Source organism: Xanthomonas citri pv. citri, assembly GCF_000961215.1.
GTDB classification, from domain to species: domain Bacteria; phylum Pseudomonadota; class Gammaproteobacteria; order Xanthomonadales; family Xanthomonadaceae; genus Xanthomonas; species Xanthomonas cissicola.
In genome coordinates, this window is the sequence record NZ_CP008998.1 from 3,799,151 (window position 1) to 3,821,032 (window position 21,882).

General features: G+C 61.5%; 16 protein-coding genes and 3 pseudogenes. 8 read left to right on the forward strand and 11 right to left on the reverse strand.

The genetic code is table 11. The features are described from left to right. Nucleotides 1–7 precede the first annotated feature (7 nt). The 5 genes and pseudogenes from coaE to AMD14_RS23835 all read left to right on the forward strand — a co-directional run. Nucleotides 8–616, forward strand: coding sequence for a dephospho-CoA kinase (coaE, locus tag AMD14_RS16860; RefSeq protein WP_011052129.1), 609 nt, complete (start codon nucleotides 8–10; stop codon nucleotides 614–616). Nucleotides 617–839: 223 nt separating this feature from the next. Beyond that, nucleotides 840–5,362, forward strand: a pseudogene (locus AMD14_RS16865) (RHS repeat-associated core domain-containing protein). 634 nt (nucleotides 5,363–5,996) lie between these two features. Beyond that, nucleotides 5,997–6,362 carry a SymE family type I addiction module toxin gene (locus AMD14_RS16870; RefSeq protein ID WP_075150055.1) on the forward strand — a complete coding sequence of 122 codons (366 nt, stop codon included), beginning with the start codon at nucleotides 5,997–5,999 and terminating at the stop codon, nucleotides 6,360–6,362. A 13-nt stretch (nucleotides 6,363–6,375) separates the two neighbouring features. Beyond that, nucleotides 6,376–7,520, forward strand: a protein-coding gene (locus AMD14_RS16880) for an IS3-like element ISXac3 family transposase (protein WP_087943921.1) whose coding sequence is annotated in 2 segments (ribosomal slippage) — nucleotides 6,376–6,613 and nucleotides 6,613–7,520 — 1,146 coding nt in all. Because the reading frame shifts where the segments join, the coding sequence is not laid out codon by codon here. A gap of 22 nt (nucleotides 7,521–7,542) precedes the next feature. Beyond that, nucleotides 7,543–7,632: pseudogene (locus AMD14_RS23835) on the forward strand (SymE family type I addiction module toxin); the annotation flags it as partial. Nucleotides 7,633–7,734: 102 nt separating this feature from the next. Here the strand turns inward: AMD14_RS23835 and AMD14_RS16885 are convergent. The 4 genes and pseudogenes from AMD14_RS16885 to rimK form a co-directional block, all read right to left on the reverse strand. Continuing rightward, on the reverse strand, nucleotides 7,735–9,069 hold the full coding sequence (locus AMD14_RS16885; protein ID WP_003490680.1) for a sensor histidine kinase: 1,335 nt from the start codon (nucleotides 9,067–9,069) through the stop codon (nucleotides 7,735–7,737). Beyond that, the gene (locus AMD14_RS16890) at nucleotides 9,062–9,739 is read right to left on the reverse strand and encodes a response regulator transcription factor (RefSeq protein ID WP_003490678.1); all 678 of its coding nucleotides are present in this window, start codon (nucleotides 9,737–9,739) and stop codon (nucleotides 9,062–9,064) included. Before AMD14_RS16890 ends, AMD14_RS16885 begins: the two co-directional genes overlap by 8 nt. A gap of 25 nt (nucleotides 9,740–9,764) precedes the next feature. Next, the gene (locus tag AMD14_RS16895) at nucleotides 9,765–10,241 is read right to left on the reverse strand and encodes a hypothetical protein (RefSeq protein WP_011052133.1); all 477 of its coding nucleotides are present in this window, start codon (nucleotides 10,239–10,241) and stop codon (nucleotides 9,765–9,767) included. Between the two features lie 177 nt (nucleotides 10,242–10,418). Beyond that, nucleotides 10,419–11,335 (reverse strand): annotated as a pseudogene (gene rimK / locus AMD14_RS16900) (30S ribosomal protein S6--L-glutamate ligase). A 463-nt stretch (nucleotides 11,336–11,798) separates the two neighbouring features. Here rimK and glgX point away from each other — a divergent pair. Beyond that, nucleotides 11,799–13,931 carry a glycogen debranching protein GlgX gene (gene glgX / locus AMD14_RS16905; RefSeq protein ID WP_011052136.1) on the forward strand — a complete coding sequence of 711 codons (2,133 nt, stop codon included), beginning with the start codon at nucleotides 11,799–11,801 and terminating at the stop codon, nucleotides 13,929–13,931. Between the two features lie 629 nt (nucleotides 13,932–14,560). Here glgX and AMD14_RS16910 read toward each other — a convergent pair. The 3 genes from AMD14_RS16910 to AMD14_RS16920 form a co-directional block, all read right to left on the reverse strand. After that, on the reverse strand, nucleotides 14,561–14,953 hold the full coding sequence (locus AMD14_RS16910) for an H-NS histone family protein (RefSeq protein WP_003490669.1): 393 nt from the start codon (nucleotides 14,951–14,953) through the stop codon (nucleotides 14,561–14,563). 90 nt (nucleotides 14,954–15,043) lie between these two features. Continuing rightward, nucleotides 15,044–15,436, reverse strand: coding sequence for a hypothetical protein (locus AMD14_RS16915; protein WP_003490667.1), 393 nt, complete (start codon nucleotides 15,434–15,436; stop codon nucleotides 15,044–15,046). A 110-nt stretch (nucleotides 15,437–15,546) separates the two neighbouring features. Further along, nucleotides 15,547–16,206: a thermonuclease family protein gene (locus AMD14_RS16920; RefSeq protein ID WP_015463531.1), complete on the reverse strand. Its 660-nt coding sequence runs from the start codon at nucleotides 16,204–16,206 to the stop codon at nucleotides 15,547–15,549. A gap of 899 nt (nucleotides 16,207–17,105) precedes the next feature. On the opposite strand from AMD14_RS16920, the gene AMD14_RS16925 reads away from it, so the two are divergent. After that, nucleotides 17,106–17,468 carry a hypothetical protein gene (locus AMD14_RS16925; RefSeq protein ID WP_015463532.1) on the forward strand — a complete coding sequence of 121 codons (363 nt, stop codon included), beginning with the start codon at nucleotides 17,106–17,108 and terminating at the stop codon, nucleotides 17,466–17,468. A 46-nt stretch (nucleotides 17,469–17,514) separates the two neighbouring features. Here the strand turns inward: AMD14_RS16925 and mobQ are convergent, their stop codons facing one another. Next, the gene (gene mobQ, locus AMD14_RS16930) at nucleotides 17,515–19,107 is read right to left on the reverse strand and encodes a MobQ family relaxase (RefSeq protein ID WP_011052141.1); all 1,593 of its coding nucleotides are present in this window, start codon (nucleotides 19,105–19,107) and stop codon (nucleotides 17,515–17,517) included. A gap of 256 nt (nucleotides 19,108–19,363) precedes the next feature. Here mobQ and AMD14_RS23845 point away from each other — a divergent pair, with 256 nt between their 5' ends. Further along, nucleotides 19,364–19,690, forward strand: coding sequence for a conjugal transfer protein TraD (locus AMD14_RS23845; protein ID WP_015463533.1), 327 nt, complete (start codon nucleotides 19,364–19,366; stop codon nucleotides 19,688–19,690). A 569-nt stretch (nucleotides 19,691–20,259) separates the two neighbouring features. On the opposite strand, the gene AMD14_RS16935 is transcribed toward AMD14_RS23845, so the two are convergent. From AMD14_RS16935 to AMD14_RS16940, 3 genes are all read right to left on the reverse strand, one after another. After that, on the reverse strand, nucleotides 20,260–20,493 hold the full coding sequence (locus AMD14_RS16935) for a hypothetical protein (protein ID WP_015463534.1): 234 nt from the start codon (nucleotides 20,491–20,493) through the stop codon (nucleotides 20,260–20,262). Next, nucleotides 20,382–20,846, reverse strand: coding sequence for a DUF6988 family protein (locus AMD14_RS25710; protein ID WP_425508926.1), 465 nt, complete (start codon nucleotides 20,844–20,846; stop codon nucleotides 20,382–20,384). Before AMD14_RS25710 ends, AMD14_RS16935 begins: the two co-directional genes overlap by 112 nt. A gap of 199 nt (nucleotides 20,847–21,045) precedes the next feature. Next, nucleotides 21,046–21,750 (reverse strand): uracil-DNA glycosylase family protein, encoded by a 705-nt coding sequence (locus tag AMD14_RS16940; protein WP_011052145.1) that lies wholly within the window; start codon nucleotides 21,748–21,750, stop codon nucleotides 21,046–21,048. Between the last annotated feature and the right edge of the window lie 132 nt (nucleotides 21,751–21,882).

Sequence of the window (21,882 nt, forward strand, 5' to 3'; positions counted from 1 at the left end):
CACGACGATGAGCGACTTCATCGTCGGCCTTACGGGCGGCATCGCCTCCGGCAAGAGCGCGCTGGCCGCCGAGTTCGAGAAGCTGGGTGTACCGGTTATCGATGCCGATGTGATTGCACGGCAGGTCGCGGAGCCGGGGCCGATCCTCGACGCCATTGCTGCGTACTTCGGGGATAGCGTTTTGCTCCCCGACGGAACCTTGAACCGACAAGCGCTACGCTACCGCGTCTTTGCAGACACCGCGCAACGGCAAGCGCTCGAAGCCATCACCCACCCGGCCATCCGCAGAGAACTGCAGCGCGCAGCGCTGGCTGCACAGGGCCCCTATGCAATTGTCGCAATCCCCCTGCTCGCCGAAGCCGGTGGGCGCGCCACCTATCCATGGCTAGATCGCATCCTCGTCGTCGATGTGCCAGTCGCCTTACAACACGAACGCCTGATGCAGCGGGATGGAGCGACGGCCGAACTGGCCGATCGCATGATTACTGCGCAGGCGACGCGGGAGAAGCGGCTGGCCATCGCCGATGAAGTCGTCTGCAATCACGGCGTCCTGAAGCAGTTGTCGCAGGCGGCACGCCGACTGGACGCGGACTATCGGGCACGCGCCAACCCTTAGGCCTTTGTGCATCGGCACTTGCTTATGCGCTATGCGTAATATATCGATCGCCTACCTGATCAGACATGGTTGTAGCCATCGCTGCAGAGCGCCGAGAGTGCACTGATGCGATCACAGAAAGCACTGCAATGCTCTCCATTAGCAGCCATGATTTACGATAAGCTCCCGCCTGCGCAGGCGCGACTACGATGACCTGCAGACATTCTCCAAGGAGTTGGACGCGATGCAGGACGTGCAGAAGCGAGCCCCGGGATACGGGAGCAAGTGGTTCGGGATGTTGTTGGCCATTGTGGTGACGTGCGTTTCCCTCGTTCCTACGATACAGATCGCCCACGCCTATGACTCGGGCGTCTGCAATGCAGGGACGCGCTTGTGCGATCAAGGCCAGGCTTATCTCAATGCCATCAAGGAAGGAAACGAAGCAATCTGCATTGGCGGCGGGATAAATACACACGCCAGCTTGGTACTCGACCTAGCCTATGATCAGCGCTACCAAGCGGTAGTTCAGTGCTACAGAGCGTTTGATAACTTTACCAGCGAATCTGGTTTAGGCGAAAGCTTTTATCCCCTAAAGTGCAGCGCCAGACCGACATTCACCCCTGCTGCTGGCAGTACTGGCAACCTATGCCAGGAAGGCTGCGAATATACGGTCAGCAACAACGGCGGCCAGCCGGTCGCAACGCCAAACGGGGCGGTCTGCTCGCCACCGCCACCGCTCGATCCCGGCAAGAACAATGGCTGTTGCGATGGGAGCACTGGTCCGACCACCGCCGGCAATCCGGCCAATGTGTTCACCGGAACCAAGCTCGAAACGGCGGCCGACTACCGTGCGCCAGCAGGGCATCTGGAATTCGTCCGGTATTACAGCAGTGCCGTCGGCCTGCAGCCCACCAGCGCGCTCGGCAACACCTGGCGCCATAGCTACATCCGGACCATCACCGTCACCGATGCATCGACACTGATCCTGACGCGCCCCAACGGTAACTTCTACACGTTCAAGAAGTCCGCCAATGGCACATGGACACCGGACTGGGATGTGCGCGAAACGCTGTCCGAAGTGCAAGACAACGGGACGCTGACTGGATGGCAGGTGACTGCCACCGACGACAGCAAAGAGCAGTTCGATCTGGACGGCAAGCTGACCGGCATCAGCTACACCGATGGCGAGCAGCTCACCCTGACTTACGCCGGCCGCCAGTTGCAATCGGTGACGGATACGCGTGGCCGTCGCCTGCTATTTGCCTACCAGGCAGACAGGATCACACAAGTCGGACTCCCCGATGGAATGGTGCTGGCCTACGGCTACGACTCCCAGGCGCGATTGAGGTCGGTGACCTTGCAGACAGCTGCCGGAGCGGTGGCGTCGGCTATCGCCGGGTATGACTATGGCAATGCGCGCTTCCCGGATGCACTGACCACCCACCGCGATGAGCAGGACCAGGTGTATGCCTCGTGGACCTACGATGCGCAGCAACGCGTCGTACGCAGCGTGCATGGCGATCCGACCGGCAAGATCGACGAGGCCACTATTGCCTACTCTGGGAACACTTCCACAGTCTCCAATGCGCTCGGCAATGCAGTAACGCGCACTGGCATCTCCAAGCTTGGCCAGGCCAAGGTTACCGCCGTCCAGGGCTTGTGCCCCGAATGCACGGTTGGGGCGTTCAAATCGCGCAGCTACGACGGCAACGGCTACCCCGACCAGGAAGTCGATTTTGCAGGCGTCGCCACTGATTGGAGGTACAACAACCGTGGCTTGTTGGCCAGCAAGATCGAAGCGGACAACAGCAGCGGCGGCCAGAAGCGCACGCTGCAGACGGACTGGCACCCCAGTTTCCGTGTGCCCACCGACCAGCGCACCTACGATGCCAGTGATATTCTGGTCGCAAGGACGAGCTGGACCTACAACAGCAGGGGTCAGGCACTGACCGTATCGCGGACGGATCCAAGCGGAGGTCCTACCCGCGTCACCACCCAGCGCTACTGCGAAGACAGCGATACTGCTGCCGGCAATTGTTCCTTGCCCGGCTTGCTGTTGGCCAGCGATGGCGCACGCACGGATATCGCGGATAGCACCAGCTACACCTACTACCTTGCCGACGACGCCAGTTGCACGGCATCGGCGAGTACGTGCCCGCATCGCAAAGGCGACCGATGGAAAGTCACCAACGCCCTCGGCCAAACCACCGAATACCTCGCCTACGACGGCGCAGGCCGTCCGCTGTCCATCAAGGACACCAATGGCATCGTCACCGACTACACCATCACCCGCGCGGTTGGCTGACCGCCAGCAAGGTGCGCGGGGCCGATGCGTCCAGCGAGGCCGATGACCGCATCACCCGCATCGACTACTGGCCCACCGGCCTGGTCAGGCAGGTCACCCAGCCCGATGGCGCGTTCACTGCCTTCACCTACGATGCGGCGCATCGGCTGACCGATATCACCGACAACGCGGGCAATACCGTCCACTACACGCTGGACAACGCCGGCAATCGCGTCAAGGAAGACACCAAGGACGCGGCCGCCACGTTGAAGCGCACGCTCTCGCGCGTGTACAACCAGCTCGGCCAGCTCAAGACCCAGGCCACCGCCGCCAGCGACCCGACCGACTTCGCGTACGACGCCAACGGCAACGCCACCAAAGTGACCGATGCGCTGGCAACCGCGACGCAGAGCGAGTACGACCCGCTCAATCGCCTCTCGCACACGTTGCAGGATGTCGCCGGCATCAAGGCCGACACGAAGTTCGCCTACGACGCACTCGACAACCTGACCAAGGTCACCGACCCCAAGGGGCTGGACACCACCTACGACTACAACGGCTTCGGCGAGTTGGTGAAGCTCACCAGCCCGGACACCGGCGTCACCAGCTACACCTACGACAGCGCCGGCAACCGCGCCACCCAGACCGATGCGCGCGGCAACACCACCGCCTACAGCTATGACGCGCTCAATCGCCTGACCAAGGTCACCTACCCCACCTCCAGCCTCGACGTCACCTACACCTACGACGTGACGCAGACCGCTTGCACCAGCGGCGAAACGTTTTCGATCGGTCGCCTGACCAAGATGCAGGACGGCGGCGCCATCACCCAGTATTGCTACAACCGCTTCGGCGATCTGGTGCGCAAGGTACAGACCAGCAACGGCACCGCGTTGGTGCTGCGTTATGACTACACCGTCGGCGGCCAGTTGCGCCGCATGACCTATCCGGATGGCGCAGTCGTCGATTACGTGCGCAATGCACAAGGCCAGACCACGCAGGTCGGCGTGACGCCCGCCGGCGGTAGCCGGCAGGTGCTGCTGGGCAATGCCACTTACTACCCGTTCGGCCCGGCTGCCGGCTGGACCTACGGCAATGGCCGCACCCTCGCCCGCCAGTACGATCTGGACTACCGCCCGCAGGCCATCCAGGACACCCGCCCGGGCGGGCTGGACGTCGGCTTCGGCTTCGACCCGGCCGGCAACCTCACCGCATTGACGCCCGCAGGCAACACCACACCGGAGATCGGCCTGGGCTACGACGCGCTGGGCCGCCTGACCGGCCTCACCGATGGTGTCACCGGAACTGTCATTGACGGCTACAGCTATGACGCCACCGGCAACCGCCTCAGCACCAAGGTCGGCACGGCCACGCAGATCTACACCTACCCGAACGACAGCCACCGCCTCAGCGCCGTCGCCGGCGTCGCACGTATATACGATGCCACCGGCAACACCACCGCCATCGGCGGCACCGCCCGCCAATACACCTATGACACCAGCGGCCGCATGACCCAGGCCCGCCGCGCCGGCGCGGTGACCATGAATTATCGCTACAACGGTAAAGGCGAACAGGTGCGCCGCTTCCTCGGCACCACCAACACCTACACGCTCTTTGATGAAGCCGGCCACTGGCTGGGCGACTACGACAGCAACGGCGCGCCCAAACAACAGGCGATCTGGCTGGACGATCTACCGGTCGGCCTGCTGGCGAATGCCAACAAACTGCACTACATCGAACCCGACCACCTGGGCAGCCCGCGCGTGGTGATCGATCCAACCCGCGATGTGGCGGTGTGGACGTGGAGCCTGAAGGGCGAAGCCTTCGGCAACACCGCGCCGAATCAGGATCCGGATGGGGATGGTGCGGCGGCGGTGTTGGATATGCGCTTCCCGGGGCAGCGGTTTGATGCGGCGAGTGGGTTGAATCAAAATTATTTCCGGGATTATGAGGCGGCTACAGGGCGGTATGGGCAGAGTGATCCGATTGGAATTGAAGGTGGGATCAGCACATATTCATACAGTCTAAGCTCGCCTGTTAAATATATCGATGTTCTTGGGCTGGCTGTCTACCTATGCTCAAGGCCAGTCAATGTCGGCTGGGTTCCGGATTGGGCGCGACCGTACCTTCGCCATATGTGGGTTAAAACATCCTCGTTTGAGGCTGGAATGGGAGGTGAATGTCCCATTCCTGGACAGGGTTGTGCAGACGTTCCTTACTCGGCAACAGTGACCAAGGATCACTCGGGCCAGTCGAACCAAGCAGGTTCTAGCTGTGAGCTTCAGCAAAATGTGGACGAGCAGTGCGTGAACGAAAAAATAAAACCAGGGCAACCGACAGGCACTTGGAGCGTGTTGAATCAATGCCAAAGCTTCTCAAACGGCGTTGTCAATCAATGTCGCTACGGCCCTCAAATTGGCCCAATCTTGCCAAACACATTTAGGACTCGCGGCCCTCTTGGCTCACAATTTTCCCCGGAGTAGGCAATGAAAACCGGATCGGCCACGCAATTATGGGCAGGACTGACCTCACTATTTTTTTCAGCATTATCTTTCACAGTTGCGGTCTATTACGCCTGGATTGCCATCACGCCAGGCTGCAACAGCCTATGCAATGAACACTACAACTCGAAGTCAACGCTATTCTTTTGGAGCTCGTTCTCCTTGCTACTAATTGCAGTTACAACACTTGCATTGCATACGTTAAAAGTTCGGCGAAGACGACTTAGATCAACACAGCTGTAAACTTTCAATATCCACAAGCCAGCGACCCCGTACCAAAGAAAAAGCAGTTGACATCCCAAACAACCAGTAGCAACCTCTGCCTCAAGGAGCGTAGAAACTCCTCTAGTAGCGGTACCCACCTCCGTCAAACCGGTGGGTTTTTTGTGCCTGCTTGCAGGTACAAACCGACGCGCTCCTGCGTCGGGAGGGCGGCTAATACAACACTCCTTCGGGAGGAATACGCCCGCCGACTACTAGCGGTTTCTAACCTCCCGACATCCCGTCGCCAGCCGGCGACGGTGCCTGTTCTTCGAGGAGGCGTTGTCATGGCAAATATATCGATAGTGCTGATGGTTAGGCATCATCGCTCCATGGTGCTGGCGGAGGTGAGGCGATGAGCCGAACGAAGCCTCCAAGCTCCAAGCGGTCCAAACCAACCGCCAAGCGCCCCGCTACCGCGAAGCAGGCAGCCACGCCGGTAAAGGACACGCAGCCCATGCGGCTGGTGCCCTCGCCCACGTTCGATGTGGACAACCTCGACTTCGACCGGCGCCATAACAGACCTCGCGCGGACGATCTGCCGCCGCGCCCACCGCGCAAGGCGCGCACGCCCACCCGCTGCACGGTGGGCTATGCGTTCTACGAGGCCGAACCCGGCCGGCCACACAGCCAGCGGATTCCCAGTGTGCGACTGCGCGGGCTGTGGCTGGTGATACGCCCAGGATTTCCTAGACATCTCAAGGCCATGGAAAATGGCTGATTCGGAGGTGTCCATGAGCAGTAAGCGGTATACGGATGAGTTCAAGATCGAGGCGGTCCGGCAAGTGACCGATCGTGGGTTCAAGGTGGCAGAGGTCGCCGAGCGACTGGGTGTCACCACGCACAGCCTGTACGCTTGGCTGCGCAAGTTCGGCAAGCCCGGCGTAGTACAGCGCGCTGAGGCGGACCAGAGCGCCGAAGTCCGGCGGCTGAAGATCGAGTTGCGCCGGGTGACGGAGGAGCGCGACATCCTAAAAAAGGCCGCCGCGTACTTTGCCAAGGGGTAAAGGCAAAGTACCTCTTCATGCAAGTCCACCGCGAAGAATTCAGGGTGTGCGCGATGTGCCGGGTTTTGCGGGTGAACCGGGCTGGATACTACGCGTGGCTAAAGTCGCCCGACAGTGAACGCGCCAAGGAAGACGAACGCCTGCTGGGGCTGATCAAGCACCACTGGTTGGCCAGCGGCAGTGTCTATGGGCATCGCAAGATTGCCAAGGATCTACGCGATCTGGGTGAGCGTTGCAGTCGCCATCGGGTGCATCGATTGATGCGCACCGAGGGACTGCGTGCCCAGGTGGGCTATGGCCGCAAGCCGCGCTTCCATGGCGGAACGCCGTGCAAGGCGGCAGCCAACCTGCTGGATCGACAGTTCGACGTGACCGAGCCGGACACGGCCTGGGCGAGCGACTTCACCTTCATCCGTACGCATGAAGGCTGGATGTACCTGGCTGTGGTGATCGATCTGTTTTCCAGGCAGGTCGTCGGCTGGGCGATGCGCGATCGAGCCGATACCGAGTTGGTCGTGCAGGCCTTGCTGTCGGCGGTGTGGCGGCGCAAACCCAGCGCTGGTTGCCTGGTTCATTCGGACCAGGGGTCTGTCTACACCAGCGATGACTGGCGCAGTTTCCTGGCGTCCCATGGCTTGGTGTGCAGCATGAGTCGGCGTGGCAACTGCCATGACAACGCACCGGTGGAGAGCTTCTTTGGTCTGCTCAAACGCGAGCGGATCAGGCGGCGGATCTACCCCACCAAGGACGCCGCACGCGCCGAGGTGTTCGACTACATCGAGATGTTCTACAACCCACAACGCCGTCATGGTTCAACTGGCGACCTGTCCCCTGTAGAGTTTGAACGGCGCTACGCGCAACGAGGGTCTTGAGTGTCTACGGAACCCTGGGCGTATCATGGAGCAGTTGGGCTTTGCGGTTGGTTGCAAGCTGCAGATCACTGCGCGTAATGGCGAACTGGTGGTGACGGTGGTCGAGTGCTGAGCTGGGTTTTGGGTGCGGTTGTTGTCTGGAGGCGCTGCCCTGGGGGCGCAGTGGGTACGGCCGTCGCGCCCGGGTGCGCTCCTACGGGAGTGCGGGTGGTGGTTAGCGATGGAAGGCCAATGTTGCGACGACGCCGCGCTGCTGGCCTGGGCGCACGCTGACCCGCCAGCCGTACAGATCGCAAAGCCGGCTGACGATCGACAAGCCGATGCCGCCGCCTTGCGAGTGGCCGGCGTGGGTGCCGCGGTAGCCGCGCTGGAACAGCTTGGCGGCGTCCTCTTCGCTCAGGCCGGGGCCCGAATCGATCACTTCCACTGCATCGCCCAGCACGCGCACACGCACCTGGCCGTCCTGGGTGTATTTGACGGCGTTGCCGATCAGGTTGCCGAGCGCGACCGACAGGGCGGATTCCGGGGCATCGATGACCAGATCGCGCTCGCCTTCCAGCACGAGTTCCAGGGGTTTTCCGCCGAGCTGGGCGCGGTGCGAGTCGATCAGTTGTTCGGCCACCTTGGCGACATTGCTGCTGCCCTGCCCGCGCTCGTTGCGCGAGAGCAACAGCAACGAGCCGATCAAATCGCTGCATTGCTGCTCGGCGCGCTGGATGCGTTGCAGCCGCTGCAACACCTTTTCGTCCAGGTTGGGCTTGGTCAGCAGCAGCTCGGTGGCGCCGCGGATCACCGCCAGCGGGGTGCGCAGTTCGTGGCTGACGTCGGCGTTGAATTCGCGGTCGCGCTGCACCACTTCGGTCAGACGCGCCGAGTAGTCGTCCAGCGCTTCGGCCAGCTGGCCGACCTCGTCGTCCGGGAAGTGCGCGGCCAGTGGCTTGGGTTGGCTGGTGCCGCCGCGATAGGCCCGCAGGCGTGCGGCCAGATCGGAGACCGGCCGCATCACCTTGGACGCGGACCACCAGCCGATCAGCAGCGAAAACCCGCTGAACACCAATACCGACAAGACCAGGGTGCGCTTGAGCTGGATTTCGCCCTTCAGCGCCTGGGTCATGTCGTAGGCGAGGAAGAACCATTCGCTCGGCGTTTTGCGCACCGCAAGCTTGTACGAATAGGTAGTGCCGCTTTCGTCGACGCCGGTGATGGTGTGGATGCCGTCGGGCAGCTGGTACCACTCCGGTTGTTCGCGGCGTAGCGCTTCGAACTTGTCGCTTTTGACCACGCGCCCGCGCATCTGCTGCAACGGCAGATCGGGGTTGCGCATCGGATCGGAATAAAAGCGTTGCGCGAAGGCATCGATGTTGCGGTTCATCACGTCTTCCACCAGCTGGTTTTCCACGCGCGAGCGCGCCCAGTTGGTGGCGAAGGCGAACAACGTTGTCAGGCAGAAGCCCAACAACACGAACGACAGGATGATGCGGCTGCGCAGGCGCCGCCGATAGCGGCCGCGCCGGCGCGCCGGCCGCGTCTCGCTCGTACTTTCAGGCATCGGGCGAGGCGATGCGGTAGCCGATGCCGTGGCGGGTCTGGATCATCGGCACATCGAACGGCTTGTCGACCACGGCGCGCAGGCCGTGGATATGCACGCGCAACGAATCGGAGTCGGGCAGTTCTTCGCCCCACACGCGGGTTTCCAGTTCCTGGCGCGTGACCACCGCCGGCGAGGCTTCCATCAGCGCCTGCAGGATCTTCAGCGCAGTGGGGTTGAGCTGCAGCAGCTTGCCGCGGCGACGCACTTCCAGCGTATCCAGGTTGTATTCCAGATCGCCGGTTTCCAGCACGCGGGTGTGCACGCCCTTGCCGCGACGCGATAGCGCGTTGAGGCGCACTTCCACTTCCTGCAGCGCGAACGGCTTGATCAGATAGTCGTCGGCGCCGGAGTCGAAGCCGGCCAGCTTGTTGTCCAGCGAGTCGCGCGCGGTCAGCATCAACACCGGGGTCTGCTTGCGCGCCTCGTTGCGCAGCTTGCGGCAGACCTCGATGCCATCCATGCCAGGCAGGTTGAGGTCGAGCACGATGGCATCGAACTCGTGCACCACGGCAAGGTGGAGGCCAGTCACCCCGTCGGCGGCGAAGTCCACCGTGTGACCCCGGTCTTCGAGGTAATCGCCAAGATTTGCGGCGATATCGCTGTTGTCTTCAATTACTAGAATTCGCACTGGAACCTCGTTCGTTAAGCTGTCTTTAGCGCTGGCGCCGAGAAATTTCGTCTTGACTCACCGTGGTCTGACGGCGCCGCTGGGCAGCCGTCATGCACTGTTTCGTACTCATCTGCGACCCAGTCGCGCGCTCGCGCCGACAAATCAGCCGGCTATCTTCGCGTGCCTTGGTCAAAATTCGGGTGACGAGCTCCTGATCGTTGCGAACCGCCGCCAATTGCTCTGGCTGCAGTGCCCGGATATCTGGCTGCGCCTGGAACGCTGCCTCGATCCGATCAAGCGCAGCGCCCACCTTAGCGCGCTCATCCTGACTGATCTCGGAGTACTTCTCGCCGTCGGCGAGATCGGCACGGACCTGCGCTGCCTGCGGCTTGAACGGCTTGTCCAGATCGAGCGCGACCGCCAAGGCATGACCACTCATCAGGCCCGCGGCGAGCAGCAGTCCCGCAACACTCCATCGTTTTGCCATGCGACGCCTCCTTGTGCCCAACCGATTTAACATTGGCGAATGTAGACGCGAACCCCAACAGCGGCAAGCCGTCCATAAAAAGGCCCAAGTGCGACACCGCACTTGGGCCAAAAGTTCATCCCGATCACCGTCACTGCCGAGAGCGGAGCTACGGTCGGAAGAGGCTAGCGGGGCCGTAATTAGATTTTCGTTAATTTTTCGGTAAAACCGTTAGCCGGCCGATCGGCGGACCGACTGTTCCAGGTGCACGACAATCGCCGCGGCCACATCCACGCCGCACACGCCTTCCACCCCTTCCAGACCTGGGGTCGAGTTGACCTCCAGCACCAGCGGGCCGCGTCTTGAGCGGATCAGGTCGACCCCAGCCACTGCCAGGCCAAGGCGCGTGCCGAGCGCACCGCCACCTCCTGCTCCTGTTCGGTTGCCTCGGCCACGGCGGCAGTGCCGCCCAGGTGCAGATTGGACCGAAAATCGCCTTCGGCCGCCTGGCGGCGCATCGCCGCGACGACCTTGTCGCCGACCACGAAGCAGCGCAGGTCGGCGCCTTCGGCCTCACCGATGAACTCCTGCACGATGAAGTTGGCGTATAGCCCGCGCAGCGCTTCGACCACGCCGCGCGAGGCGCTGGCCTTTTCGGTCAGGATCACCCCGGCGCCTTGCGCACCCTCGTTCAACTTCACCACATGCGGCGGCGGGCCGAGCATGGAGAGCAGGTCCTGGGTGTCGTCGGGGTTGTCGCCGAACACGGTGACCGGCATGTCGATGCCCTGCGCGGCCAACAACTGATGCGCGCGCAGTTTGTCGCGCGAGCGCAGGATGGCGTCCGACGGGTTGGGCGTGTAGGTGCCCATGAACTCGAGCTGGCGCAGCACTGCGGTGCCATAGCGAGTGACCGAGGCGCCGATGCGCGGGATCACCGCATCGAAGCCGGTGATCGGTTTGCCCTTGTAGTGCAGGCTGAAGCCGTCGGCGGCGATGCGCATGTAGCAGCGCAACGGGTCGAGGATGCGTACGGTGTGACCACGCTTGCGACCGGCTTCGATCAGCCGCCGGGTCGAATACAGCTTGCTGTTGCGGGAAAGGATGGCGATTTTCATCGCGGCAGGTACGCGGCGCGGCTTGGACATGGGCAGAGTCTGATGACGAAGTGACCCAAGTCCGTACAGTGCAGGCCGATTGCGCGTTCGCGGCAGGCCCGCGATGTACGCTGCGATCAGGCCGACTGCAACGGCCCCGAGAATGAAAGAGCGAGGGTACTGCGACAGGTCCGACTAACGCCGTGGCTGCACGGCCTCAACCGGATCGATGCTAGCAGGGCGTTGGCGCGTCGCTCAAGCAACGCATATGCGTGATTGCGCAAAGCACTTCGCGCGGACTTCACCCTGATCGCCGCAAGTAGGTGGCCCTGCCCCATTGCTCGCGCATGGCCGCAATGCGGCTCGCCCGCGCGTGGTACAGCGGCGCGCCAAGTGAACGATCCCGACGGCGCCCTCACGCCACACCTCTGTTGCCGTAACGCGTCTTGCACAGCTGTAGACGCAATGCTTGAGGCCCCTCAATGCCGGCGTGCCGGCGCATACGAGACTTTCCATGCGACGTCCAGCAAGCGCGGCCTATGCCAACCCCTCCCGCATCCGTCAGGGGCGCCCGTTCCCACGCGGTGCCGTCTTCGACGGCAAGGGCACCAATTTCGCGCTGTTTTCCGCGCATGCCACGCGTGTCGAGCTGTGCCTGTTCGACGAACAGGGCAACGAAACCCGCGTCGACCTGCCCGAGTACACCAACGAGATCTGGCACGGGTATCTTCCCGATGCCAAGCCGGGCCAGCGCTATGGCTACCGTGTTCACGGCCCCTATGCGCCGACCGAAGGCCATCGCTTTAATCACAACAAGCTGCTATTGGATCCGTATGCGCGCGAGCTCGACGGCGATCTGATCTGGTCCGATGAGCTCTACGGCTACACCGTGGGCCACCCCGACGGCGACCTGAGCTTCGACGAGCGCGATAGCGCGCCCTTCATGCCCAAGTGCGTGGTGGTCGAAGACACCTACGACTGGGGAGACGACACCCGCCTGCTCAAGCCGTGGAATGAAACGGTCATCTACGAAACCCATGTGCGCGGCTACACGATGCGCAATCCACAGGTACCCGAAGCGGTGCGCGGCACTTTCGCCGGCCTGGCCCAGCCGCAGGTACTCCAGTACATCAAGGACCTGGGCATCACCGCGGTGGAGCTTTTGCCGGTACACGCGTACCTGGACGACCAGCATCTGCTCGACAAGGGGCTACGTAATTACTGGGGCTACAACACCATCGGCTTTTTCGCGCTGAAGTCGCGCTACCTGTCCAGCGGACATCGCGATGAGTTCCGCGACATGGTCAAGGCCATGCACAAACAGGGTCTGGAAGTGATTCTGGACGTGGTCTACAACCACACCGCCGAAGGCAGCGAGCTGGGGCCGACCTTGTCGTTCAAGGGCATCGACAACGCCAGCTATTACCGCCTGGCCGATGACAAGCGCTACTACATCAACGATACCGGTACCGGAAATACGCTGAACCTGAGCAATTCGCGGGTGATCCAGTTCGTCAACGATTCGCTGCGCTACTGGGCCGGCGAAATGCATGTGGATGGCTTTCGCTTCGATCTGGCCACCATTCTTGGCCGCGAGCCGAGTGGCTTCGATCAACGTGGCGGCTTCCTGGATGCCTGCAACCAGGACCCGCTGCTGTCGGAAGTCAAGCTGATTGCCGAGCCGTGGGACTGCGGCCCAGGCGGTTATCAGGTAGGCCACTTCCCGCCGGGTTGGTCGGAGTGGAACGACAAGTTCCGTGACAATGCGCGCGAATTCTGGAAAGGCGAAGACGGCAAGCTGGCGGAATTCGCGACCCGCTTCACCGGTTCGGCCGATCTATTCGATCGCCGCGGCCGGCGCCCGTGGGCGTCGGTGAACTTCATCACCGCCCACGATGGCTTCACCTTGCGCGATCTGGTCAGCTACAACGAAAAGCACAATATCGATAACGGCGAGGACAACCGCGACGGTTCGTCGAACGATGGCTCCTGCAACTACGGCGAAGAAGGCGACACCGATAACGCCGAGGTGCTGCAGATCCGCGAGCGGCAGATGAAGAACCTGCTTGCCACGCTGCTGCTATCGCAAGGCACGCCGATGATGCTCAGCGGCGACGAGCGTGCGCAGACACAGGGGGGCAACAACAATACCTATTGCCAGGACAACGAAATCACCTGGCTGGACTGGGAAAACGATCCGACCGACGGCCGCCTGACCGAGTTCGTGAAGGCACTGACCCGTCTGCGCAAGCGTTATCCGATCCTGTCGCGGGGCCGCTTTCTCAACGGCCAGTACAACGAAGAAGCCGGCCTGCGCGATCTCACCTGGCTCAATCCAGGCGGCATCGAAATGGACGATGCGCACTGGACCGACCCCGCCGCGCGCTCGGTGGGCCTGTTGCTGGAAGGCAAGGCGCAGACCTCGGGGGTCAAGGAACTGGCCAACGACGACACCTTGCTCATCGTCATCAACGCCTATCACGAGGGCGTGACCTTTACCCTGCCCTCCTCCGATGAGCCCGTGCACTGGAAGCTGGTGCTCTCCACCGACGAAGCGCTGGAGGTGGACATGATGCCGGCCGGTGCCAGCGAATTCCTGGCCCCGCCGCGTAGCGTGTCGGTCTTCGAGTGCAAGAGCGACCAGTAAAGCTGTCCCAGCAACGCGCACTCAGGAGCGACGCTTGCTGTCTACCGGTATCGGGTAGGCAGCAAGCGTTTTTTGTTTCGGTCGATGGAATGGCGGATTGGTTCTGCGTGCGCTACGCGGCTTGCGCGTGGCCAGGGTGATGGTGCGGATGGCAATGCCCGAGCGAATCTGTGCGACCTCTTACGGTAGGCCACGTCATTGCTTGCTACCTGGATGTGGAGCTGAAATTCGTACGCAGCCCTCTCCATGATTTTGCGAGAAACACGGCGAATACTTTCTTCGTAATTCCTGAGCGCGTGGCCTTGCTTGAAAAACCGGCATCGACTGCGATGTTTGAAAACATGCAACTTGCGGTCCTCAGCCGTGCAGCTGCAGTACACGCTCAAAAGCCAGACATCAGCAAGTCTGCGGCCAACCACACTTAAAGCGTGCAAACATCCAAGCCATTTATCGACGATAGATTCATTGAAAATCCAACCGGACTCCGCAGACCACGGAAAATCAGCCAGGCGTCTTGCAATACGACAAGCGCAAAGCAAGGCGCTGCTGCGCAAACCACTCACCAAAACATCGAAGGCCAAAGCAACGCCTAACCCACTGCAGGCCCTCGATATCCCTTGTCGAACGACTCAACCCGGATACAGCGGGAAGCGCTTATCCGGATGATTGGCTTTCCACTCTTTATAAGAGCTGGTGCCTTCCCAGGCCTTGAAGGCGCGCGGCGTACGACCACGGCCGGACCAGGTTTCGCCGGAATGTGGAATCCAGTACTTGGCGACCACTTCGCCGGTGGAAGACAGCGGCCCCTTGGTCTTGCCGGTCATCGCCAGCGAGGCGATCTGGGATTTTTGCTTGGCATTGAAACGGCTGCCGAACTGGGTAAGCACCTCGATCACCTGGTCGAAGGCTTCCAGCGTCTGGGCGTATTTCAGCTGCGCTTCTTCCTGCTCAAGCTTGCGCAGCTCTTCCAGCAGTTGAGCCCGGGCGGCGGCGGTGGGTGAAGCGGGCGAATCCTGGCGCATTGGCAAAACATAAGGTATGGACGGGTCGACGAGTATTGCCGCTGGGCCGCCCAGCGTAAAGCGCCCGGGCCCGTGCGGGTCTGCTGGCGCTCAGCGATGGCGAAGCAGTGCGTGCTCGCGGGCCATGGTCAGGACCGGGCCGATTCGCCCGGCGCGGATCAGTTCGCTGCAGTGCTTGCCGACAAACTCCACCCGCGGGGTGCGAAACCACTGCACCACCCGATCCAATTCGCCGGCATTGATCGACCACGCGTGATAGACCGTCTCGCCCAGTTCCTCCACCCCAATCAGCCCGAGTTCGCGGATCTGTTCGGGATCGAGCGCGAACATGTCCAGGACCTTGCCCGCATTGTCCGGCGTGACATGGCCGAAGCTCACTTGCTTTGCGAGCCCGGCGCCGTAGGCAATCGACGCCGCCCACGCAGACTCGGCACGGCGCATCCCCTTGATCAGCGCGCCGACGAGTTGGGAATGGGTGGTCATGCCTGCACTATGCGGCGGCAGTAGAGCCGGCTCAATCGGGATCTCCCTGACTCTACGCAAGAAAATTCAGAAGCTGGGATGCCGGCGGGCCTCGGTACCCCGCAGCACCATCACCGGTGCGCCGGTCTCCACCCGGCGGTAGCCGCTTCATTCACCGAACAAAAGAAACGCTCGCCCTTCGCCGGCGAGATGCGCGTCTTCGCGTAATCGCGCTGGCCCGGCAGATGGAAGATCTTCTTGCCATCGCTGGAGATATTGCCCTTGATCGTGCAATTGCCTGGCACCGATGCTGCAGCCTGGCGTGTGGTTGCTGTCCGCGCCTTCCTGTCGCGGCGGTAGTCTGCCGGCATCTGAAACGCACCCTGCCAGAGATTGCGCCGCTGCTGCTGCGCGATGCGCTCGTCTGCTTCGAACGCGGTGGCGTATTGACGATAGGCGACCGCCCAGCCAGAGCGCACCATCCATGCATTGACGGACTGCCCCTGCACGAAGCATTCGGCGACCGTGCGGCCATAACGATCGGTATCCTTTGGCTGGCAGCGCACGGTCTTGTCCAGCAGATAGCCATCCAATGCCGCTGCAGCGCGGCGGCCGCACGGCCAGGCGTTGCCATCGTGTGCGCTGCACTGTTGTGCGCTCTCCGGCGCATCGATGCCCCACAGGCGGATGCGCTGATGGGCAACGGTGATGGTGTCACCATCGGTCACCGTCGCACGACCGACCAGCTCTGCAGCACTTACAGGTAAAACCAAAACCACCAGCAACGACATCCAGCGTTTCAACAACCTCAACAGACACTTCCTTTCCAATCGGCAGACCGCGCTCCGCGTGTCTTGCCTTGTTGCCACTACAGCCGGTCGGCCTGGTCAAGCGTTCCATCGAACCTGACATCTGCGCCAGCAACCACTGCCAGCGTAGCGGCGGGCACTGTATGCCAATCCATCCGCGGCGCCTATCCTTTTTCTTCGTTCTTTGTGCGGGCTTCAGATGTCTTCCATGCGCGGGGCGAGCACGCACTGTGTTGGATGGCGTGCATGCAGATAAGCGCACTCTGTCGCTATTGATGGCACGCAAAAATTCGCTGGAGAATATTCAGCCGAAGCAATGACCGAACTGGTGCCGGCGCAGATTTCTTCAGCATGTCCATTGCACTGCTCGCTGAGCACGATGCGTCATGTACAGCGCGGTGCGCTGCCAACACCGAGCGCCCGATGTTGGATTTCAACGCGTTGCGGCTCAGAGTGATGCGCAATCGCGGCGCATCCGATCACTTGATCACCGGTTGCATGCAATCGAAAGTGAACTGGGGAGCGACGCGCTCGGCCAGAAGACGTGCCAGATGTGGAGCGGGCGATGGGAACAGAATCCTCCCACGCCAACCAATTGATTTTCCTAGCTTATCCCGGAGTGGGGTGATCCAAAAATGATACCCCGGTTGATACCTGATCATAGCGAGGCGACGACGGCGGCTCAAGAACATCCCGCAGGCTGGCCATGTCCCCGGCCAGCCATAAATGAATCCGGATGCCTGGCGTTGATATCACCTATCAACATACCTCAAATCAAACTTTTTTCGCGTATTCAAACTTGTGAAATGCAGCCGAAAGCGAGCTCTTGCTTAAGCGTCGGTTCTTGGTTGGATGAGGGCTCACCCAACACAGGAGCACCCATGCACCAAACACAGATTCAGGTCGCCAGTCGCTTGCTCGGCCACCTCCTTCAGCAGCGCACCACACGCCTTCCACCTCATGAAGTGGAAGACATCCAATACGCGCTCGACTTGGCCGCCGAGCTGCTGAGGCTCGGCGGGCCAGGGCCAGCCAGTCAAACCCAGGCCTCAGCCATGGCACCTTCTCAACCCATCCTGGTCAAACGAGCGGCCGTTGATCGCAGCATCGTGCCGACCATGCCGGCGTCCGTCGAAGAATGGCGGGAGATGCGCAAGAAGAACAAGGAAAAGGACAATGTCCCCCGCCCCAAGGAACCCATCGGGATCGAGCGGATAGACCTCCGCCCTCGTCCCCGGCACTGAGGGCCAAGAGAAAAAAGCCCCGCAGATGCGGGGCTTTCGATATCCATCAGGGCCGCGGGCGCCGGCTTGTTGGTCGTGGCGCTGGCGTCGGCATTGGGTAGGGCTTGGGTGCAGCAGAAGCGGCCTTGACCAACTCAACAGGCCGGCTCGCGATGTCGAGCTCAGGACTCGCAAGAACCTCCTCGCTCCACTGCTCCACCTCAGCTGTGCGGAGCTCAATTTCATTCTCGTAGTCATTCCAACGCTTCTCGGAAGCTGCCGCCCGGGCTGCCGCCAATTCGGTTGCGCGCTTTTCCAGGACCGCCAACCGCCTTCCCCGCCGCTTTTCCCATTCTTGAGAGGTCCACTCGCCATCGGGACGAGGGTGGTCGCCGTTAAACTGCTCCCACGCTTGTTCGGCCAAGTGGAAGAGTTTCTCGGCACGCCCCAAGGCGCTAGTCCGCTGGGCGAACTTGAGCACGCTCCGTTTCAGACGGCCGAGTCGTTCAACCAGGCCGTTAAGCCACCTGCGCAAATCGATACTGTCGAGAAGAGTAGACGCATGCGCGGTCCATTGTCCCACCACGCGCTGCGCAGCGGTCAACGCCAGGTCTGGCCGGGTCGAGAGGATGTCCGCCAGGTCCCGAGCTGCCTCGGCGACCAGCTCAGTGATAGAGCGTAGCGGCCGCACCCGCGCATCTTCCGCAGGCCGACCCAAGGCATCCGAGAGGCGCATGCCGCGGAACCCGTGGATTTCCAACCCTGGCACAGAGGTTTGAAGTTCGTTCCTGGAGCCAGCTCGGCGTCGACGGTCGCGCTGCGCTTGGTCGTGGCTATGGCCAATAGAGTTTGGAATTGCCCTTCCCTCCTGCTCGGCTTGAGCGAGCAACCGTTCAAAGGCTTCCTCGTTCTCTCGAATGATGCGCGCGTTCTCGGCGGCACGGTCGGTCATGACGCCATTGCGCGCCAATGCCGTGGCTGTCTTGCCCACGTGTTTCGTGGGCTGCCGGGACAGCACCATGGCTTCGGCCCAGTCGCCGCGAGCCAGGGCGTCTTCAGCCTGGACTTCAAGGCGGCGATGGTCGACCCGGGCATCGATACCGGCAGCGGCCAAGTGCTCGTTGATGGTGGATGCAATGGTTTGGCGGATCCACTCGATCTCAATCTTCCCCGACGCTCCGCCGTCCAGCTCCCTCGTCTTCTCGGCAAAGCCGTCGCTGGTCAACCGCCGCGTGGTGGCGAGGAGGTGGACGTGATGGTTCAGGCCGTCACGGGAGCCCGGCGAGTGGATGCTGGCTTGCACGGCAAATCCGTAGCGGGCGACCAGCGCTTGGCCGATGGCCGTGGCGAGCACGGACCGCTGCTCGTCGTTGAGCTCGTGGGGCAAGGCGACCTCGAACTCGCGTGCCACCACTGAATTCTTGCGGTTTTCCGCCGCCTCGGCCTTTTGCCAGAGCTCGGCCGGGACAAGGGCCCACGCCGGCGCATCCTGGGGAGCAAGGCATTCGGACGCCACCACTCCACCGCGGCGGCGGTAGTCGTGGCGCTGGCCAGTGAGGTGATCGATAAGTAGCAGGCCAGCCCGATAAGCGGCTGCGGCCACAGCAGAGTCGCCGCGGGAACGACTAAAAACTTTGACGCGAGAGTGGTAGATGGCCATGGAGAGCTCCGGATGAGGTTGCTCTCTTTATGACGTGCTTTTGATTTGCGCAAGCGCGGAGCGCTTGGGGGTCCGGGGGCGTAGCACCCGGCGCGCGCTATGTCGCAGACATTGCATCAGTGCGCTCTTGCTCCTTTCTTTTAAGCCTTGTTCTTTAGATATTTTCGATTTCGAGGGAGCCAAAATTTTCAAGCCGGCGCAAACTTGACGCGAGCCATTTCTTTGGTTGACTCGTAATCACCCAGAGGAGAAAAGCATGACCGAGCCAATCCGCTACCACCAGAGAATACAAAGAGCCACAGAACGATTGGCCCAGTTCCAAGCGCGTGAGTTTTTAGCGCAGCAGCGCCAGGCGGCAAAAGCCAAGGAAACACAGCGCCGCGAAGAGACCAAGCGTCGCACGCGAGTCGCAGATCTCGTGTTCCTTGCAGGAGCAGAATCGCTGGAGGATGCTGAGTTGGTGGGTGCGCTTTTAGCGCACGTGGGAAATCGGAGCGACGCCGGAATCCGTAACCAAGCGAGCTCACTCGGCGCCTTGCGGATGGCGATCACCGGAGCTGACGAAAGCCCAAGAACGCACTGAGCGTAGTCGCCAGCTCTTCCTATGCGCGCACGCCGCATAGTTGCGGCAGTCCAAAAGTTGAGCTACAACATGTCTGCCAGTGGGGCATCCCCCGGTGTTGTGCCCGCATAGCCAAACGGTTCCGGGTGCCCGAGGTCCACCCAATGGGGGCACGGGAATCCTTTCGATTCCGGAGCTTCCCATTAGCAAGAAACGCCTCAAGACCTTTCGCCTACTTGCCTTCCATGCACAGCATGGCCGCTGCTTCTATTTCACCCTGCCGACGTGGCTCGCCTCGCCTAACGAGCTGGGCTTACGCCCCCGCTCGGCACGTCCTTACCAATGCACGGCCAAGCATCTCGTGGCTTGCCAAGATGGCGGGAAAGACGTGGTCGGCAACGTTGTGGCTGCTCATGCGGCTTGCAACCACCGCCGGCACAAGCGGACTGCGCCTGTGCCTTCAGCTACTGACTACCGAACATTCGTGCAACGTCAGCTGGCGAAGGGAAAATGGTGCCCGCAGTGGATTTACGGGCTAAGCATCGGTACCCCATGATGTCGAACGCTCACCTGAGACACCCTTTCTATAGTCAATCGGTGTAAAAGGCGAGCCGGTCCATCCGCGCGATGCGCTGACGCATGTAACGAGCCATAGCCGCGGCAGCACAGGCAACCACATCGCTTTCTTCCCATGCACCAACCCCCGCTGCGCTCAGGGCAGTGATAACGCAGAGGTTTGTCGTCGCCACCGAATTGACCGTGGCCTGAAACAAAATGCCTGCCGGCACGTTGGCACCGATCTGACCATTCGGATCTTGATACATAGTCCGGATGCCCGTCCGCCATGGACCAACCCGCAAAGCGGATCCCACACATTGCTTACGGTGCGGGCAAGCTTTTGGGGCTCCTCGTCCTGACCTATTCGTGCAATGGTCGTTTCGACGTCGGCGGCCAAGTCCTTTAATGAAATGGCGACCCACTTTCCTTTTTCATTCTTCTTGCGGGGGCCTCGGTCCTCCTCAAGAAAGTCTTGAAACTGATCATCGTCGGCGAGGAACTGGACAAACACCGCTCGCAGGAACTGCTCGATCTGCGAGCGATGCATCCCCAACGCCACGGCCGGCAGATCGATGGGATGGGTTTCTAACAAGAAGAGCAATGCGCGGCCGTAGTCCATCGATGCCCGCAGCAACTGAAAGCCACCCGATGACGCTCGCTGCCCGTCGGGATGCCGATCTGCGACATGCACCCCATGTTGGTCTCTAAGCTTTCCCTGGCCTCTATTGCTTCTTGAGCAATATCTTGCGCTGTGGGCGACCTCCGCTGGCGAACGGATGACAGCACGGCTTGAATCCCGCTTGTTAAAGGGTGCTCGGTCATGCCATTGGCCTGTCGTGTGGACACTCCAGCAGGTGCCGCAATGCTGCCGCCCGGTCCTCCCAGCAATCCACGTTCCACGAGGGGTGGTAAACCCAAGTCATCCACGCCATACCATTGCCGTAATCAAGCGCCCACACATGCCGCTCCTCCAAGTAGCGGCGCCGACGCCCTTCTGAGTTGACATAGCGCGCATGGAAGATAGGCCGATCGGTGCGCTCACCATGCGCGAACATGCGCCAAGCAGTCCGCCCGAGCACCAAGATCACCTCTGGCTGGAGGATCGGAAGAATGGCGCTTACCAGAACTTTCCCGCCGTCCTTGAAGTCAGAGCCCAACGGGCGATGTCCTGCTGCGGTGCCAGCGAAACGCTGGGACAGGTTGCAGAGGGCGACACGCTCCCAAGCTTGCGCTGCACCGGAGAGCGCTGGTGTGCCCTTGCCCGTCAGCAAACGATCCAGCTCGTCGAAGAACTTCCCCCCGCCCTTCCGCTCACAGGTCTCCATGTCCCCGAACGTGTCACGGGTGAAAGGGCGAGTGAAGGCGGGGTCGTCGGTCAACCCGTCTTCGCGGTAGTGGGACTCGCCTAACAGCAGCACACGACGCCCCCCAAAGCCCTCTAGATAATACCGGCTGCCCACGTAGGGCACAAAAGCCACCGCATCTGGCCAGTCTTCAAATTTCAACGATTCGGTGTCTTCCATGATGGACCCTCCTAGGTCCTCAGATCCTGCTTAGTCGTAGTCAATGCGGTCTTCGCCACTTGCCCAGGTTCCGCGACCCACAAGCGGGCGACTTCGGGGAATAGGCGGACCAAGAGCGCGTCCCAGGATCGA